This is a genomic window from Rosenbergiella collisarenosi (assembly GCF_018494085.1).
Classification (GTDB): domain Bacteria; phylum Pseudomonadota; class Gammaproteobacteria; order Enterobacterales; family Enterobacteriaceae; genus Rosenbergiella; species Rosenbergiella collisarenosi.
The window spans coordinates 389,759-407,497 of record NZ_JABBFP010000002.1; the positions used below are offsets into that span (position 1 = coordinate 389,759).

Annotated in this window: 18 protein-coding genes and 1 tRNA gene; 15 read left to right on the top strand and 4 right to left on the bottom strand. The window is 45.5% G+C overall.

The genetic code is table 11. The features are described 5' to 3' along the window. The first annotated feature begins 52 nt into the window (after positions 1–52). The 14 genes from HGT70_RS04765 (at position 53) to HGT70_RS04830 (ending at position 13,823) form a co-directional block, all read left to right on the top strand. Positions 53–334, top strand: a complete 282-nt coding sequence (locus tag HGT70_RS04765) for a hypothetical protein (protein WP_214195066.1) — start codon at positions 53–55, stop codon at positions 332–334. Next, positions 335–667, top strand: coding sequence for a phage head closure protein (locus HGT70_RS04770; RefSeq protein WP_214195067.1), 333 nt, complete (start codon positions 335–337; stop codon positions 665–667). Next, positions 660–1,145 carry an HK97-gp10 family putative phage morphogenesis protein gene (locus tag HGT70_RS04775; protein ID WP_214195068.1) on the top strand — a complete coding sequence of 162 codons (486 nt, stop codon included), beginning with the start codon at positions 660–662 and terminating at the stop codon, positions 1,143–1,145. Before HGT70_RS04770 ends, HGT70_RS04775 begins: the two co-directional genes overlap by 8 nt. Further along, positions 1,142–1,507 (top strand): DUF3168 domain-containing protein, encoded by a 366-nt coding sequence (locus tag HGT70_RS04780; protein WP_214195069.1) that lies wholly within the window; start codon positions 1,142–1,144, stop codon positions 1,505–1,507. Before HGT70_RS04775 ends, HGT70_RS04780 begins: the two co-directional genes overlap by 4 nt. A gap of 56 nt (positions 1,508–1,563) precedes the next feature. Then, positions 1,564–2,052, top strand: a complete 489-nt coding sequence (locus HGT70_RS04785; protein ID WP_214195070.1) for a phage tail tube protein — start codon at positions 1,564–1,566, stop codon at positions 2,050–2,052. 34 nt (positions 2,053–2,086) lie between these two features. Next, entirely contained in the window at positions 2,087–2,437 is a 351-nt protein-coding gene (locus HGT70_RS04790; RefSeq protein ID WP_214195071.1) for a phage tail assembly chaperone family protein, TAC, read from the top strand. A gap of 32 nt (positions 2,438–2,469) precedes the next feature. Further along, positions 2,470–2,745 (top strand): phage tail assembly protein T, encoded by a 276-nt coding sequence (locus tag HGT70_RS04795; RefSeq protein WP_214195072.1) that lies wholly within the window; start codon positions 2,470–2,472, stop codon positions 2,743–2,745. 69 nt (positions 2,746–2,814) lie between these two features. Continuing rightward, positions 2,815–3,177 (top strand): hypothetical protein, encoded by a 363-nt coding sequence (locus HGT70_RS04800; RefSeq protein WP_214195073.1) that lies wholly within the window; start codon positions 2,815–2,817, stop codon positions 3,175–3,177. A gap of 39 nt (positions 3,178–3,216) precedes the next feature. After that, a complete protein-coding gene (locus HGT70_RS04805) occupies positions 3,217–6,183 on the top strand; it encodes a phage tail tape measure protein (protein WP_214195074.1) in 2,967 nt (988 codons plus the stop codon). Continuing rightward, on the top strand, positions 6,183–6,653 hold the full coding sequence (locus HGT70_RS04810) for a hypothetical protein (protein ID WP_214195075.1): 471 nt from the start codon (positions 6,183–6,185) through the stop codon (positions 6,651–6,653). Before HGT70_RS04805 ends, HGT70_RS04810 begins: the two co-directional genes overlap by 1 nt. Then, positions 6,650–7,132, top strand: a complete 483-nt coding sequence (locus tag HGT70_RS04815; RefSeq protein WP_214195076.1) for a DUF1833 family protein — start codon at positions 6,650–6,652, stop codon at positions 7,130–7,132. The genes HGT70_RS04810 and HGT70_RS04815 overlap by 4 nt, the downstream gene beginning before the upstream one ends. 9 nt (positions 7,133–7,141) lie before the next feature. Continuing rightward, entirely contained in the window at positions 7,142–7,525 is a 384-nt protein-coding gene (locus HGT70_RS04820) for a nitrite transporter (RefSeq protein WP_214195077.1), read from the top strand. Further along, the gene (locus HGT70_RS04825) at positions 7,522–10,596 is read left to right on the top strand and encodes a host specificity factor TipJ family phage tail protein (RefSeq protein ID WP_214195078.1); all 3,075 of its coding nucleotides are present in this window, start codon (positions 7,522–7,524) and stop codon (positions 10,594–10,596) included. The genes HGT70_RS04820 and HGT70_RS04825 overlap by 4 nt, the downstream gene beginning before the upstream one ends. A 50-nt stretch (positions 10,597–10,646) precedes the next feature. After that, positions 10,647–13,823: a hypothetical protein gene (locus tag HGT70_RS04830; RefSeq protein WP_214195079.1), complete on the top strand. Its 3,177-nt coding sequence runs from the start codon at positions 10,647–10,649 to the stop codon at positions 13,821–13,823. Positions 13,824–13,849: 26 nt separating this feature from the next. On the opposite strand, the gene HGT70_RS04835 is transcribed toward HGT70_RS04830, so the two are convergent. Continuing rightward, the gene (locus HGT70_RS04835) at positions 13,850–14,899 is read right to left on the bottom strand and encodes an acyltransferase family protein (protein ID WP_214195080.1); all 1,050 of its coding nucleotides are present in this window, start codon (positions 14,897–14,899) and stop codon (positions 13,850–13,852) included. 96 nt (positions 14,900–14,995) lie between these two features. On the opposite strand from HGT70_RS04835, the gene HGT70_RS04840 reads away from it, so the two are divergent. After that, positions 14,996–15,292: a S24/S26 family peptidase gene (locus tag HGT70_RS04840; protein WP_214195081.1), complete on the top strand. Its 297-nt coding sequence runs from the start codon at positions 14,996–14,998 to the stop codon at positions 15,290–15,292. Between the two features lie 97 nt (positions 15,293–15,389). Here HGT70_RS04840 and HGT70_RS04845 read toward each other — a convergent pair. The 3 genes from HGT70_RS04845 to HGT70_RS04855 all read right to left on the bottom strand — a co-directional run bounded on the left by HGT70_RS04845 (position 15,390) and on the right by HGT70_RS04855 (position 17,538). Beyond that, a tRNA-Pro gene (locus HGT70_RS04845) sits at positions 15,390–15,466 on the bottom strand. 72 nt (positions 15,467–15,538) lie between these two features. Then, complete coding sequence (gene yejM, locus HGT70_RS04850; protein WP_071430747.1) at positions 15,539–17,293, bottom strand: LPS biosynthesis-modulating metalloenzyme YejM; 1,755 nt, start codon at positions 17,291–17,293, stop codon at positions 15,539–15,541. A gap of 17 nt (positions 17,294–17,310) precedes the next feature. After that, positions 17,311–17,538, bottom strand: coding sequence for a YejL family protein (locus HGT70_RS04855; protein WP_071430745.1), 228 nt, complete (start codon positions 17,536–17,538; stop codon positions 17,311–17,313). Positions 17,539–17,739: the final 201 nt, after the last annotated feature.

The following is a 17,739-nucleotide window of genomic DNA, read 5'->3' on the forward strand; positions in this document are numbered from 1 at the left end:
GCAGGTTGTGAGCGCCGCCGCGCGTGGGTTAAAGAAATGATGAGGTTAGCTAATGAACGACTCCATGGTCGAAGCGCTAATTCTAGCGATAAACGAACAGACGAAAGCCCAGCAAGCTCAGACAAAGGCAATACTGGAACTGGCTGAATCCAACCAGCAACTAATAGCCCTGTTAATCGATGATTCTGACGTAGTGGAAGACGAACCGAATCGTGTTCAGGTTTACTTAAATGGTCAGCCGAAAGAAGAGCAAATTGCTCAGATCCGAAAAGCTTCCTCGGAAGCAGCTCAACAAGGCTATCTTCACGGCCAAAGGCTCTTAGGAGATCGCTAGATGAACGCTGGAAAACTTCGTCACCGCGTTGAGCTACAGCGATTTATTGAAACTCAAAACCCTGAAACGGGGGCAATCACCAGAGGGTTTAGTTCAGTGGCTAAACTCTGGGCGGAAGTCGTGCCTTCTTCTGTGCGTGAGTTTATCGCTGCGCAATCAGAGCAGAGTGAAGTAACAGGGCGTATCACGCTTCGTTATCGTTCCGATATCACCAATAAAGACCGTATTGTTTACCGCGGTAAAATTTACGACATTATTGGTGCACTTCCTGACCCAGAAAGCGGCATCGAATACCTCACCTTGGCGATAAAGGAGGGCGTGAGTGATGGCTGATGGCGTTCAACTTAAAATCGAGGGGCTTGCAGCGCTAAAGGGTAAACTTAGCGAGATATCGGACGACTTACGCAGAAAAAGCGGAAGAGCTGCGCTGCGTAAGGCTGCTAACGTTATTGCTGCCAAAGCAAGAAGTAATGCGTTACGTGCCGATGATCCTCACACGGGTCGTAGCATTGCCGATAACATCGCTTTACGCTGGAACGGTAGATTATTTAAGCGTACTGGTAACCTTGGTTTCAGAGTCGGCGTATTGCACGGCGCGGTACTGAAAAATCATCCTGATAAGGGGATGAACGCACCCACACCGCACTGGCGATTACTTGAGTTTGGTACCGAGAAAATGAAAGCTCAGCCGATTATGCGCCCGGCCATCGAATCGAGTGTTAATGAGGTTATTTCAACCTTTACCACAGAGTATGAAAAAGGTATCGATCGCGCGATTAAACGAGCACAGAAAAAGGGAGTTGACCCATGATTGCCCCAATATTTGCGGTCTGCAGTAAAGACGCAACGGTTAAGCAGTTATTAGGAACCTCACCAGTCAGGCTCTATCCCTTTGGTCAGCACTATGACAACGTGGTTTACCCCTACGTAGTATGGCAGAACGTGGGTGGAGAGCCTGAAAACTATTTAGGCAATCGTCCTGACATTGACCGCTTTAGTATACAGATCGATGTTTATGCTAATAGCGACTCTGAAGTTTTGGCCGTGGCCAGCGCAATTCGCGATGCACTTGAAGGTGTCGCGTATGTCGTTCGGTGGGGACAGCAAACTATGGACAGTGAAACTAAGAAGTACCGCTATTCATTCGATATTGATTGGCTTGTTCATCGTTAATTTCACTTCACTCTTACACAACCCGCTGCGGCGGGTTTTTTATTGGAGAAATCTCTATGTCTGTATTAACCCAGGGGACACAGCTTTTAGTTCTCAGCGCTGGCGTGATCACAGAAATTGAATGTATTACCGGTTTTACACCCGGTGGGAACCCAGCAGACCAAATTGAAGACACTTGCTTATCTGAGCGTGATTCTCGAACTTACAAAAAAGGTTTGAAAACACCCGGCCAAGCGACAGTAACGCTGAATGCTGATCCTAAAAATAAAAGCCACATTATGTTGAGTCAACTGGCTGAGGCCGATGACGACACGCCATTAACGTGGATTGTGGCGTGGGCAGACGGCACATCACTGCCAACGGTTGCCGCGGCAGATGCCAATAACTCTATTGGCGGGATTATCTACCCGACTGATCGTACATTTTATGTTTTCCAAGGTTACCCGGCAGATTTCCCCTTCGATTTCCAGGCGAACGCTGTAGTAACAACCTCTGCAAGTATCCAGCGTACTGGTAAAGGTTCTTGGCTCACTAAATCAGCTTAACAAATGCCCGAGCGCTCGGGCTTAGGATAAATTCATGAAACTGACTCTTGATAGCTTAAAAGAAACAGGGGCGTTCACCGGCCGTCCAGTAGAGAAAGAAATTACTTGGAAGCAGGGCGAGAACGATATTGTAGCAACCGTTTATATCCGTCCTCTTGGTTACCACTCTGCCAAATCAGATATTCTGTCCAGTAATGGCAAAGTGGATAATGTGGCTGGCCGCATTGCAGCCTCGATCTGTGATGAAAAAGGCCATCCAGTTTTTACTGCCGAAGATATTACTGGCGAAGCTGACCCAGAGCGCGGCGCTCTCGATGGTAATTTGACAGTGGCTTTGTTGATCGCAATTAGTGAGGTCAATGAGCTGGGAAAGACAAAAAGCTAACTGCAGAAGATGAAATATGGTGTGAGCTCGTCATGAACGGCATTGGGGGCCGCACCATTGCAGAAGCTCAGGAACGAATGTCGGTTACCGAATATCAGATGTGGATATTGTACCGCCAGAAGTATGGTGGGCTTAATCCAGTTATGCGGACTGAGTGGGGAGCGGCGCTCGTGTCGTCGGTTATCGCAAATATCAACCGAGATAAAAAGACACCCGCGTTTTCCTTAACTGACTTTGCTCCTCATATTGGCGGCGACAAGGAAAAGGAAGAGCTATCACTAGAGGAAGCGAAGAGACATTGGGCTTAATTTATTTTTCATACTATCTATTTCATGCGCCATTGCTTACGATTGCTCCGCCTAATCACGGAGAATACTATGAAAAAATTTTTTTTATTAATCACTTTGCTCTTTCCTGCTTTAGTTTTAGCTGACGATAATGTCTCTGAGCTAAGGTATCCTAATGGTGATGTTGTCTATGTTGGGAGAAATCACACTGTATTAATCAAGATAAGAAATAAAGAGAGTATAGGGTGCCGTTTATATAATGGGACAGACGGAATTGATAACTTCGGAAAGCAATATAAAATCGCAGCATATCGCTGTGATAATAATGAAATATTGGGATTAAAGCTTCCAGACGATTACACCTACGTTGCAGTTATAAAGGGCCCAGGAATTAGGTCTGCGATATTCAGGGTCGATGGAAACGCAACAACATTTTATAAGTACGCAGATTGAATCAACCCGCTTCGGCGGGTTTTTTATTGGAGTGAGATAATGGCTGGCCGATCATTAGGAACGCTAACGATAGATTTAATCGCATCGACTGGTGGTTTTACCAGTGGGATGGATAAGGCTGAAAAAAGCTCTGCTAAATGGAGGTCAGCTGTTATTAATGACATTGGTTTAGCAACCAAAGCCATGTCGGATAACGAATTTGCAGTCAAGGATGCGGTAAAAGTTCAAGAAACTTTATCTAAAGCTACAGAAAGCCAAAAAGATAGATTTTCTACCTTACTTAAAATAGTAGATCAATCCAGCAACTCCTTCAATGGTCTAGCTGAGAAGCAAAAAGCAATAAAAGAGCTTTTCAAAAGTAATGCCATAACTACTAATGAATACATCCAACTTACAACTGACGTTGAAAATGCAGCTAAAGCTCTTGAAGATTTAGCTAAGTCTGAGAGAAAGAACCAAGCAGATAATCAAGCTTTGGCAGTAAAGTTTAAGCAATTAAGGGCCGAACTCGATCCTACCTCTGTTGCATTTGAAAAGGTAGCAGACCAACAAAAAACACTATCTTCGCTTCTTAATTCTGGTCAAATTTCTCCCGAATATTATAAGAAACTTAAAAGTGAATTAGATAAAATTTCAGATTCCATGGTTAAATCTGATACTAACGCTTCTTCTCTACGAGGGTCATTAGTATCACTGGGTAAATCAACACTTGCTGCAGGTGCTGCTTTAGCGGCATCAACCGTAACAGCGGGAGTTGCAGCATTATCACTTATCAAGTCTACCTCTGATCATGTGACCGAAACAGATCGCTGGGCTAAATCTTTGGGTATATCTACCTCAGCTCTCATACAGTGGCAGTATGCAGCAGAAAAAGCGGGGCTTTCCGGTGATAATATTGCAGATATTTTTAAGGATTTAAACGACAAAATAGGTGATGCTGTACTCAATAAGTCAGGTGAAGCAGCCCAAGCTTTAGATACTCTAGGCTTATCCGCCAAAAAATTACAGGAACTAAGTCCAGACAAGCAACTGCTTGCTATTGCAAAAGCAATGGATGGGATGAATGTAGCGCAAAAGACCAATATATATGAAAGCCTTGGTAATGATCTTACCAAATTGATGCCACTATTAAATGATGGGGCAAAGGGTTTAGATGATTTAAAAAATAAAGCAACTGACTTAGGAATCGCACCTGACGATGCTGATATAGAAAAACTGGTAGCAGTTAATAAGGTGTTTCAGGATTGGGGGGATAGCATTGATGGATTTAAAAACAGATTTGTTGTCGCACTAGGTCAAATTGACCTTACACCTATTAATGAATCACTCAGCAATATCCAGAGCGTATTAACCAATCCTGCCACATTACAAGGAATGTCTAATTTAGTTAGCGGTGCCTTAGATTTGGCGAATTTTGTTTCAAAGGTCGCAGCCGGTCTGGGAAACATAGCCCAACTTACAGGGCAAAGGATGGCAGCGCTATCTGGAAAAATTGACGATACAGATAAAGGGCAGGTTTCACAGAGGGTTCAACTCCTTGATATAACTGGTAATGGCGACACTGATGAGGCTAAGAGGTTAAAGAGTAGGCTTAATTTTTTAAATGCTTTAACTGGGAAAATTAAAGATGCGAACCAAGCAGCAAATGCTGCTAAGGGATTGCAAAATTTGCTTGAGCAGATGGGAGTCGGGAATAGCTCAGATAATCCCTATGGTCTGGGTAAGGATGAAAGCAATCAAAACAAAAAGCCACCAAAACCACCAAAGCCTAAGGTTGACCACGCAGCACTAAAACTGGATAACTCATTCTCCAGTACCGAGCAAGCTTACCTCAAGCAGATTGCGCTCATTGATACTACCGGGAAAAAATCAGCAGTAGTAACCGAACAGCAAAAATTAGCTTTTGATTTATCGACTGGGAAACTTGCAGGGCTAAATGCTTTGCAGCAAAAACGATTACAGTCATTAGCTGCCGAGGTTGATCATCTAAATGCTGTAAAAAAAGCCAATGAAGATAATGCTAAAGCGCTCGAGTACGTGAGTTCCCTTCACAAAGAGAACGAGGCGAAAAGACAGGGACTAGATGCAGACTTCATTGGAGCTTATAGCAGTAGCGATCAGCGCGATAGGCTCCGACAATTAGCCTCTATCAGGCAGGATTTCGCCGGGCGTCAAACTGACCTACAGAGCCAGTATGACTCTGGCGATATCGACAAGGACCTTTACGATCAGAAGACAAAAGCGCTTTCTGATTCCTTAGAAGAACAACTGAAAATACAGACTGATTATTACAACAATGTCGACGCGTTGAGAAATAACGGAACTGCAGGGTTTATGTCTGGACTAAGCGACCAGATTAATGCCTCTGCAGATCTATATTCCAATATGCAGCAAGTCGGTGCGCAGACATTTAGTAATTTGACGGACATGATTACGCAGTGGGCCGAAACCGGAAAGCTTAACGTTAAAGATTTTGCGGCCACGTTTTTGCAGTCTATGGGATCGGCATTATTACAGTATGCTGCGGCTCAGGTTGCAATGGCTGCGCTGAGTGCGTTCACATCTTGGATTGGCGTTCCCTATGTTGGTCCTGCGGTTGCCCCAGCTCAGGCGACTGCCGCCGCCGCGGGTGCGGGGGTGTTTATGACTGCGATCGGTTCTTCGCTGCATGGTATGGCGCATGATGGTATTGACTCGGTACCAGAAACAGGTACTTGGCTTTTACAGAAAGGGGAAAGGGTTACCACAGCACAGACATCGGCGAAACTCGATGCCACGCTGGAACGTGTCGCGAGTCAGAGCGGGGGCGGAACCTCTTATTCTCCTACTATCCATATTGGGATAAACGGAAATCCCTCCGATGCAACCATTCAGTTAGTACAAAAAGCGGCGCAACAAGGCGCGAGAGATGGGTACAACATGGTTACCCGTGACTTATCGTCTGGAGAAGGGAAGGTTCATAAAGCGCTAACCGGTAACTATAAAACAGGAAGGAAAATTGGGTAATGGCCATGAACAGTAATATTTTTTACCCAACCAAATATCTCCCGTGCCCACTCAAAGATGGATTTGGACTTAAGCCAGTATCCCCACTTAGAAGGACCAATTTAACTTCTGGGCGAGCGCGGCAACGGAGAGTGTTTACGTCTACGCCATCCGCAACGGATATTCAGTGGCTCTTTGACGACAAACAAGCGCAAGTTTTCGAGGCTTGGTTTAGGGATGTGATCAAGGATGGTGCTCTATGGTTTAACATGCCGCTTCTCACGCCGATCGGTAAAAAAAACTACCTTTGCCGTTTCACTGATATTTATGAGGGACCGACCCCAGAAGGAGGTTTGTACTGGCGTTTTTCTGCAAACATTGAGCTGTGGGAAAGACCTCTACCACCGGTGGATTGGGGCAACTACCCTGAGTTACTTATTGGTTCAGATATTATCGATATCGCTATCAATCGGGAGTGGCCTCTGGCATGACAATACTCAATCGTCTGTATGCATCATCCGGCCCAGAGGTGCTGATCAATACTCTTCAAATTAATATTGGTAATGACGTTTATTACCTTTGCCAGGGTTATGAAGATATTACGGCAACTACCGAAGGGGGCGAGAAAGTTACTTTCACAGCCTGCGGAATAGATGTTGCTCTTCCCGCTAGAAACACCGACGGCACTCAGGACTTAAAATTTGCTATCAGCAATGTTGAAGGCTTCGTTTCAACGACGATCCGTAAAGCCTTGGATTCGCTGAGCAGAGCAACGGTAACCTATAGGCAGTACATCTCTACTCAGCTTGATTCACCTTCGACATCGCCTTACACGATGGCGATTAAGTCGGGTCAATGGACGTCGTTGCAGGTGCAAATAACGGCGGGGTATATGAACTGGCTCGATACTGCTTGGCCGCGCTACCGCTATACATTACCCAATCATCCTGGTCTTCGTTACATCTCATAAAGGCAATCCATGTTTAATCCTGATAAGTACCTGACTGTCAAATGGCAGATGGGGGCTCGAGTGTACCCGATCCTTGACTGCTACGGCTTAGTCCATGAGGTTCGAAAAGATTTAGGACTTGAAACTTGGCCTGATTTTAACGGGGTAGTCAGTGATGATGGGGGCATGAATAGAGAAGCTCAATTATTTCGTAGCAAGGTTTCAGAATGCCAATCGCAAGAGGGCGCTGTCGCTGCTTGTTTTAATCATCAATTAGTGGTGCACCTTGCAATAGTCGTCAATATCGATGGGCAGCTAATGGTGATGGAAAGCCAAAAAGGAACCAACGTTACCATAATGACAGTCCAACGATTCGAGCGACGCTACCGTAATCAGGTGAGGTATTTCAAATGACAATTAGAATTTACCCATCTCTTATGCAAAGCGAGCCCATTGAGGTTCACGAGCATAGCTGCATAACCATAGCCGATTGGTTGGCATCAAATATTGAAGGTTGGTCGATTGACTCAGAGCACCCGATAGCGATTTTCCTTGAAGGAAAAGAGATCACCACGGACGAATGGGAAACGTCTGTCATCGCCAGTGACTGTAACGTGTCTATTTATCCCAAGCAATATGGTCCCGCCGCACCTGCTTGGTTGGTATGGACGGCTGTGGTAATTGCGATCGCATCGGCAGCGTATTCAATTTACATGATGCAAAAAATGGGCGGCATAGGTGATACGTCCAGTGGCGACCAACTCGACCTAAATCCGGCTAAGGCCAACTCAGCAAAACTTGGTGATCCAATTCGCGAAATATTTGGTCAATACAAAGTGTATCCAGATTACCTTGTTCAGCCGGTTAGTCGGTTTGATAAAAGCGACCCTAAAATTTATCGCACTGAAATGCTGCTCTGTTTGGGTGTGGGGCGCTTTAACATCAACCAATCAGGGATCCGCATCGGGTCCACGCCAATATCGAGTTTCGGTGATGATGCCACGGTCACTATTTATCAGCCTGGGGCCGACCTTAGTGGCGATAGGAGAGCTGATAATTGGTACAACTCGACGGAAGTCGGCGGCACGACATCAGGGACAGCAGGTCTGGATTTAGCCTCGACGGGGCCAAGTAGCGTTAACGTGAATGCCAGCGCTATAGCATTGTCCGGTAACAGCATTACGCTCATCGGCGAAACGTCGAGTAATGAGGATGATAAAGACGACTCGGTGATCCCCGACAGCTGGAAAGAGGGGAGTATTATCACGGTCGAGGCTCCGGATAGTTACACTGTAGCCTCAGAATCGGGAAAAACGGTTATTTATGGTGACTTTACTGAGCTTGTTCCCGTCGTCGGGATGCCTGTTACAGCTGTGTGGAACGATTACAGCTATGACCTATTTATAGCGATCGTTAGTAAAGGATCTCCGGCCATTCCCGGGCAAGGCGGAAATGCTGCAAGTATTACTGCTAATGCCGCACCGACAACTTACGATTTTAGCGCTACCGCCTTGTCTTTTACATTGACGTGGGCGGGTGCTAGCTATGTTATCTCTTTGACAGCAAACTATGTGACGATGCAGGGTTTAGTTGATGAGATCACCGATCAGCTCACTGGCTCTGGCTTAATCGCTACCGGTGAAAATATTCTACTTTCAATCAAAGAGAAAAACAGCCCTTACAGCGGCAATTCGATCGGGTATACCGTTCTTCCCTCAGCTATATTCGGCAATTCTCCCACCGTGGTCCAAGGAGTTGCCTCTAGCGGCGGTAGCCCAGAGGTGCTTCCTTCACTGAGCCTTGCTTATGACAGTGCAAAGGGGCCAGTTTTTTATGGCCTACCCACAGGAACTCAGAGGATCTCAATCGGCCCTCAAGGTAACAAGTACCAAATTACCGACATTGATGGTCTAACGATCAATGTAAAACGACTCATTGAGTCGGATGACGGATCAACATCAATCGATAATTCTTGGCCTGGCTTCACGGCGCGTACTTTACTCGACGCCAGCGTAACGGGGACTAATGATGAATATGATTGGATGGGGCCTTTCGAGTGCTGTCCCGACGGTGAAATAACCTCGCTAGTTGAGATGAATTTCGTATTCCCATCAGGTCTTGCTCACATCAATAAAAAAGGTCATATCAAAAGCACTAGTGTGACGTTAGCTATCCAGTACCGGCAGACGGGTGGGGATTGGGTGGAAGTATTAAAGACCTACTCTCAGGGCACTGTTGATGAAGTCGGGTTCACTGAATCATTCAGTTTGCCTAATCAATCCCAATATGAATTCCGTGTACGTCGTACTACAACGCCAGCTGGAGGTAGCGATCGGGATTCTGTTCAGTGGCAAGCTATGCGCGCAAAATTGAGTAATCGGCCTAATCGCTATGCGGATGTCACTACCATGGCCGTCACGGTGAGGACCGGTAACCGCTTGGCTGCGCAGTCTGATCGACGAATTAATGTAGTCGCTACAAGACTTTATGATGGCTACCCATCCAGAAGTATCAGTGGGGCGCTTAACCATTTACTCTCTACGACAGATGCGCAGATTGATACCACTGCGATCAATGCGCTCGAGGCTAATTACTGGACACCGCGCAACGAGACTTTTGACTACTCGGCCGACAGTGACAGCACATCAATGCTCGACATTTTGCAGAAGATTGCGACCGCCGGAATGGGATACTTTCATCTTAGCGATGGTCTGGCAACGGTAGGGCGAGAAGGGGTTAAGAATTGGAGCGGAGTGATTACACCACAGGAAACTACTGAGGAACTGACGACCGCAGCCAAGGCGCCTACATCGGACGACTATGACGGCGTTGATGTGACTTACACCAACTCGACAACGTGGGCTGAGGAAACGGTGCAGTGCCGGACTTCGGATAACCCAACTCCTAATAAGGTTGAGAGTTACAAACTTGATGGAGTGGTAACGGCGGACCGTGCTTATCGTATCGGGATGCGCCGCTTGATGAAATACATCTATCAGCGCTGTACCTACTCGACCTCTACTGAGCTGGATGCGCTGTGTTATCGCTACGGCGACAGGGTAGTAATGACCGACGATATCCCCGGCAGTAATACGATTAGTTGCTTAGTGGTCGGTATGCAATACACCGATTCACTAGTGACGATTGAGACATCGGAGCGACTTGACTGGACATTCTCTAACCCGCGGGTGTTGTTCCGGCTACAAGATGGCAGCGCGGTAGGGCTACTCACACCAACTCGTGTTGATGACTTCACCTTTACGGTACCAAATAGCACTGAGCTATCCCCTGAACTATGGGAAATGGATTCAGGTTCAATCGAACCACCGCGGGTGATTTTTTGTAGCTCAGAAAGCGCGGGGTACGATACGCTAATCTCTGAAATATCACCGGACGCAGACGGTACCTGCCAAGTCACTGCATTAAGCTATGACCCGAAATTCTACCAACACGATGATGATGCCTATCCCGGTAACGTCAGCTAAAAAATTCCATCAACCCGCTTCGGCGGGTTTTTTCACATATGAGGCATTGAATGAACAATACCGGCAATGCGGTACCTTCCACGAGTGTTTTGGATTTCGTTGATAACGTCCAAATTCTTGACCAGCTCATCAATAGTGATGCTTTAGAAATACAAAGTCGCTTAGGTATTAGCCTTAGAACAATTAAGTATCTGCAGAATATCTTAGGCGGTTTAAACCTTGGCGATACTTATGCAGACATTTCAACAGGTATTACTGCTACACAGAACGGGACTTATTTCCGGGTGCCTCAAGGTGTTGGTGCTGAGTCGTCATTCATTTATTACTTGAACAATAATGGTACCGCCACGGAAGTAGCTAGAACACCAGGTACCGCGGTATTAGAGAGCGGAGTGCAACAAGCTAACGGCAAAGATATTGCCTCTGTTACCTCTGGGTTGGTTATTTACTACGATGGGACAACAACTTCTGATTCGGCATGGTTAGCATATTTTGTACCTGTTAAGTTCGGAGATGTCGTTACGTATTTCGGACCGACAGGAAGCGCAACCAACAATGAGAAAATGGGTTATCTGATCCAATGCGATAGTGCAAAAGCCTTTGTGGCGTCTCTGACAAATGTTACCTCAACAGGAGACATCACGGTTGTTAAGACTCTATCCGGTACGGCGACCCAAGACGGTTATATTTATGTCAGGGTGCGTGCTTCGGTGCTTAGTTCAATATCTATCAGCCGGACTAGAAAAACGCTTGTGACCGAAGCTGAGTACCTTAACAATGTTTTATCTACAGACAGTGCCAATGATGCGGGTACCAGTTATGAAACTGGTGTAGTAATTAACTCCGATGGCACAGTGAACAATGCAGCAGGTAATGCGTGGCAGGCATGCTATGTTGTTGCACCTAAGGGCACTACGGTTACCTACGATGGAGAAATTGGGTCGTTAACATCGGGTGAAGTCCTTTGTTATGTAGCACAATTAGATTCTAAAAGGAACTTTGTCTCATCACTGGCGAATTTCACATCGACAGGTACTAGCTCCATCTCGTCAATATCGGGAACCTCCACCCAAGATGGGATCATCTATGTGCGATTTCGCGTCACTTCACCGGCTGGCACACTGACAATCAATCGCCCTAGATTCGCTCCAAATAAAAATATTTTATCCAAGTGGTCAGTGACAGATTATACCGCTGTGACGGCTAACTACGTTGATAATCAGGTTATGTACTCGGGTGGTTCAGTTGTAACGGTTCCTGCTAGTAGTCTATGGCGCATGTACTACCTGCCATGCAAGGCGGGGGATATTGTTTCTTCTTATGGGCAAGTTGGTTCAAATACTGCGGGTGAGAAAATCGCCTATATAATGCAGCTGGATGCGAATAAGCAGTGGGTGTCTGACTTAAATACTTTCACATCGCTAGGGTCTGGCAAACAATCGACAACCACGTTGACTGGTGTGGCGACACAAGATGGTTACGTTGCTGTTCGTGCACGTATTGTCAGTGGTATCACCAATCTAGTTAGACTGAGCTTTATCGACCGTTTGGCTCGCTTATCTGATATTCGTTCGATGGCGACATCAACGGCCTCCTCTGCATCGGTTGCTAAAGTATTCAATGCACCTTGGCATAAAGACTTGTCGAATTTACCTGAGGCTAATCCTGACTTTTCAGGGTTTAGCTCACCGCTGAATTACACTTTCAGGAAGCAATGGGCGAGGCGTGATTTTTACAACGCAGCAGACTCATATATGCTGTCGTATATGTCTTTGGATAACAACCCTTGGAATAGCCAAAGCAATATTTACAACATTATGGCTGGTGGCGTATTTACAGCATCTTGGAATGCAGGAACTGTTAGTTTTAGCGCACCAACTGCGAACGGTAAGGCAGTAATGTTCGCGGATAAGTACAATCCATTCGCGACCAGTGAGATTGCGATAGGTAGCATCAAGGGTAATGCGACCCTAGGCATAATGTACGGGGACACCGCTCTTTCTAACTACGTAGCTGTGAGAGTTAATGCTGCAGGCGCAGTTATTTGCGAGGTCTACGTATCAGGCACCCTTGCAGGCACAACAACCTACAGCGCAAGCAGCTTTGCGGGAACGGTGCTGCAAGTACAAAATACTGGACTCGCGCTACTCATCAAGCAAGTCAATGCTAACGGGACATGGTCTTGGGTAGGAAGATATTCTTATTCTTCTTTACTGGATGCTCGTAAGCTGACCTTCTTGGAAGCGTGGAAGACCTTTGTTTTCGCTCAAACCGATACCTATACCGCCGCAGATATAGCAGCCTTCACAGGATTTAGCAGCCGCATTGCATCAGGCTCTAACTCTGTTTCTATCCGCTTTCTTACCTACGAAGATGGAACCTTTATCCAGCGCGGTAAGTGGATGTATTACCTCGTGGAAGGAACCGGAACAACTATCGCAGACTTGTTTACTCAAATTGTCCGTATTAATTTCGATTCTGGCGAAGTCCAAATGATAGGAATGATTATCCAGGTCAGGACTGATGGTACAGATTCTGGTATTGCCATTGCAGATGATTCCATCAAGGTTGTTTATGACCGGAATAGCAAGACATGGAAAGGCATTAGCTGCGGTATGGATTATGCGGGGACTTTATCAAGCGATAACCTACGGCCTAAACTTTACTTCGAAACCAAACAAGACCTCTTTCAAGGTGGAGTAGTCCTCATCAAAAACTCTAAGCAATTATTGAATTCAGATGGGAGTAGTTTTGGTGTAGGCAGCAACTATGTTGAAGATATCGACTTCTATTATGATGCTACCACCAAGACTTGGGTGTTAACCGGAAATACGGTTTCTTCAGGATGTAAAACCTTTAGGAGCCCAACACTGTACGATGGTATCACTCAGGAGTTCAGCACAAGCAGTGTGCCGTCAGGTGTCCGCGATACTGGGAACCAATTCGTCACAATAGGGGGTGTCAAATATCTGACAAGTGGAGGTTCAGCCAACAAGCTGCACTTGAGGAAATATGAGTCAGGATTAACCTATCTTGGGGAACTGTCTCAAGATATCTATCTTGACCCGACCACAGTTGGTCCTTGGTGCACTTTAGTCCCCTATACAAACGGCGACGAAACAGCGATGTATTTACTCTCCTTCGACCGCTCTGACTTATATGAAGGGTTAGGGAATGGGGCGGCCACTTACGATCATGGCGGATTGTATTGCTGGAAAGCAGAATAATTACTTGGGGCGTGTTGCCCCAATTTTTATACTTCAGCAGTTTTCATTTCTGGGGTTTTCTTCCGTTTAAGAAAATTCTTCTCAACTAACATCCAAGAAGATGTTGCTAAAATAAAAACGGTTAAAATAGATAACGCCAGAGAGGAGATAAACCCTAAGCTTGCAATGTTTGAATACAATTGCTGAATTGGGAAAGCATAAACATAAACACCATAGGAAATGTCGAACCGACCATGAATTATTCTATCTTTGAAAGAAAGCCCGAGTGGGATCACAATTAATGGTACACATATCAGAGTAAAAATGTCCCATTCTGCATTGGATTTATGGAATAAGGAGATAAGGTATAAAACAACGCCCGCAAGAAGGATAATCACTTTCCAATAATTCAACTTCCACAGCTCAAGAGTGCTCAATAATAAAGCTCCGAGCGAAAAGGTTATACTTAGAGATGAAAATCTAGCGAGATAGTAAGCTGATACCCCAGTTCTTACTTGGATAGTGTAGGCGACCAGTGAAACAGACAAAAAAATCAATGAGCCTAAGGTTTTGTTACGGAAGATAGAGAAAAATATCAATACCATAGCATAATCAATGACTTCAAATAGTAATGTCCACAAACTGCTATTTACTGAGCTTGGGAATACGAAATCTGCGGAAAAGAAATTAGTCATCACATCTGTGGCGTGTGACCCAAGAAACGTATAGTAAATGAATGTTTTTAATGCTTGCGCCGACAAAGTCCAACCAGCAAATCCTTGCTTACCAAAAAAACCACAAATAATGTATGTTGTAAAAAAAGCACAGCATATAAGACCGGGCATTATCCTTAAAAATCTTTTTTTGATGAAGGTCCAGTTATCTTTACTACGAACTTTGCTTTGTGTAATCAGAAAACCTGATATTGAGAAAAAGACTAGTACCGATAGAGATCCCAATTTAGTACTAGGGTTTACCAAAGGCTCTTGGAGACCATTAAACGCAAAATGGTGACTTATAATCACTAGAAAAGCTGCTAAGTGCCTGAGTATATCAAAGCAGTTGCTGTCATGAGTTCTTAATGAAACCGTTTTCATATCTAGATAATATCTTTGTATGTTTTATGTAATTACTGACATTGTATAGTTAAGTAAACGTAAACTGTTAATAGTTTTTACTTCAAGAGGTAACGAATGGCCTTCCCATCCCCCGCAATAGACTACGTTGAGCAACGACTCTCACCAAACTCGCTTATGCACGTCACTCAATCATCAATCATCATTCCGACTAATGAGGGATATGCTGTGGCCGAACCGGGACATAAAGTTAAGAAGGGCTCAACTGTGCTTCTGGACGTAAACGGTAAGATGATGTTTGCCGAAGTAGGGGATGGAGCTTTCAAAACTAACGATGGCATTATCGATGGTGATGCTCTTGATGATGCCAGAGTGTTAGGGGTGGTGACTTTTATGGTTAAAAGTCTCGATTGAAGCTGTACTTTTACCGGACTTTTACCATCTTTTTACCATTGGTAAATCACAGCCATAAAAAAAGCAGCCGTAAGTGGCTGCTTTTCTTTGGGATTTTTGGTCGGCACGAGAGGATTTGAACCTCCGACCCCTGACACCCCATGACAGTGCGCTACCAGGCTGCGCTACGTGCCGACGACTTGAAATAATAGTAACGTACTTTTCTAGAAAATCAATATATGTCTGGTCTAACTGGCTGATTAATAATCAATTCGCGATAAAACGCTTCTCTTCAGTCAACACCTGCAATAATAACCCGAGCTCTGGAGTTTCATCGTGCAACCTTCTGCCGTTAACATCATAAGAACTGTAACGGCCGTTGGTATTTAACACGATAGAGCGTGTAGGCGTAGTGATAATCAAATGATTATCCTCTTTACTCGTGACCCAGTTATTACGGCCCTGAGCTGAGAACAGGTCACGCCCTTGGGTATAATCGTAGCTCGGCGTGGTGACGCTTAATAAGCGTTGCATCAAGGTTGCCATTACGTCCTGGTGGTCGGTGAGGTAATTAATCGACTGCGCAGGCGTATTCGGCCAGTGGACCACTAATGGGACATGCAGTGCAGCACGCTGACTCTCTGACTGCTCGCGCGGCGAGAGTGAGAAACCGTGAGTGCCGGTAATCACCACAACGGTATTGTTCAATGCTTGAGAGCGATTGAGTTCGTCAAGGATCTCGCTAATTTGTTTGTCAGTCGCGAGCGAAGTCTGCAGGTAATCCTGACTGCGTTGCGCCTCGTTAGCACTATTAGTTGTCGCACCCTGTAAAGAGACCCATGAAAACCAAGCCTGGCCAGTAGGCGGCTGTTGGGCATACCATTTACGCCATTGACTGACAGTCTGAGAGTCGGATTGACGATGCTGTAACGGAATGGTGTAGTCCGTTAATAGTGCCTGACGGTAGAAGGGCTGCTTGAACCCGTCGCTCGAAAATAACCCAAATTGATAATGACGATTTGCAAGGGTCGTTAAGAGGGTCGATGGCGTTCGAGAAGCCAGTATCCCCTCAAGATAAGTCGGTGAAATACCATAAAACAGACCGAATAGGCCGTTGTCGCTACTCGGACCGGAACTGTAGTGCTGGGTAAAATTGATATTTTGCTGCGCAAACGCTGTAAGCGTAGGATAACTTTTGCTCAATCCACTTTGTCGTAGATTATCGACAGTAATCACCAGTAAATTATAACCCGCGGCTTGAGGTGCGAGAGTTATATCGTTTAGAGGATAGGCGAGAGATAACGCATCCGGCTCCCCCTGCTGAATGAGCCGACGCTGGTAATCTTCTGAATCGAGTAAACCATGTTTCTCTAGGAAGCGGCGAGCCGTCATCGGATAAGAGAGGGGAAGGTTACTTTTTTGCATCGTGATAGGGCGATAGAAATTCGCATCCGCCCAGATATACATGATATGGCTTGTAAAAAAGGTCGCAATGAACAGCGCGATAAACGGCCGAGCATAGTGGCCGCGATTAAGGCTGCGTAGCTTCTGCCAACTCCAGGTTGCAAACAACAATTCTATCAAGAAGATGACTGGCGCCGCGATAAACATCAACTGCCAATCGCGAGTCAACTCGCTCTGCTCAGGATTCACTACCAACTGCCAGACGATAGGGTTTAGGTGGAGGTGAAAACGTTGAAAGACTGCACCATCAATAAGGAGGAGTGTGAGTCCACAGGTTGCAAGGATCGAGGCAATGACGCGCAATAATCGCTGCGAACGAATAAAAAAAGTAATGGGAAAGAGGATCAGTAAGTACAGTGCGAACACAATAAAGCTGAAGTGACCTATCCAGCTGCAATAGGCGTAGATACGGCCAGCAAGCGAGGCTGGCCAATCGTTAATCAATAAATAGCGGCTGCCTAACACCAATGCCAACAAAATATTAAACAGAGCAAACCAATGCCCCCAGCTAATCATACTGGAAACTTTTTCACGGTAATTTTGTTGGTGAGTGGCCATAAGCGTCGTTTTAGTGATTAGTGAGCTGAATCTTCGCTGACTGAGGCTTCGAGAGCCGCAGCGAAGGAGCGAGCCAACGCATGGCGCTGAGCAGGTGAAACACTGGAATTAATCAAGTTTGTTACCATATTACCGAGCACCATCAAGGAAAGATCGGTAGGAGCCTTGTCCGTTTCAAGGACTTTTGAAAGTTCGTCGAGAAGCTTCTCGACGCGTGAATCACTGTAACGGGATAACTGTGGCATAGTATCAACTAGTGTCGTTGTAAAAAGTAGCTATTCTACTGTAAAACATGCTTCATATCTGCAATTTTTCATCGAGATTTGCTCAGTAAATGCTGAAAGTAATGTCGAATCATCGTCTTTCACTCATTAGAAGTGATAAGCCTATGCTGCTAACCTTAGCAAATCTCATTGTCAGCCTAGAGACTGCATGATTCAATAGCG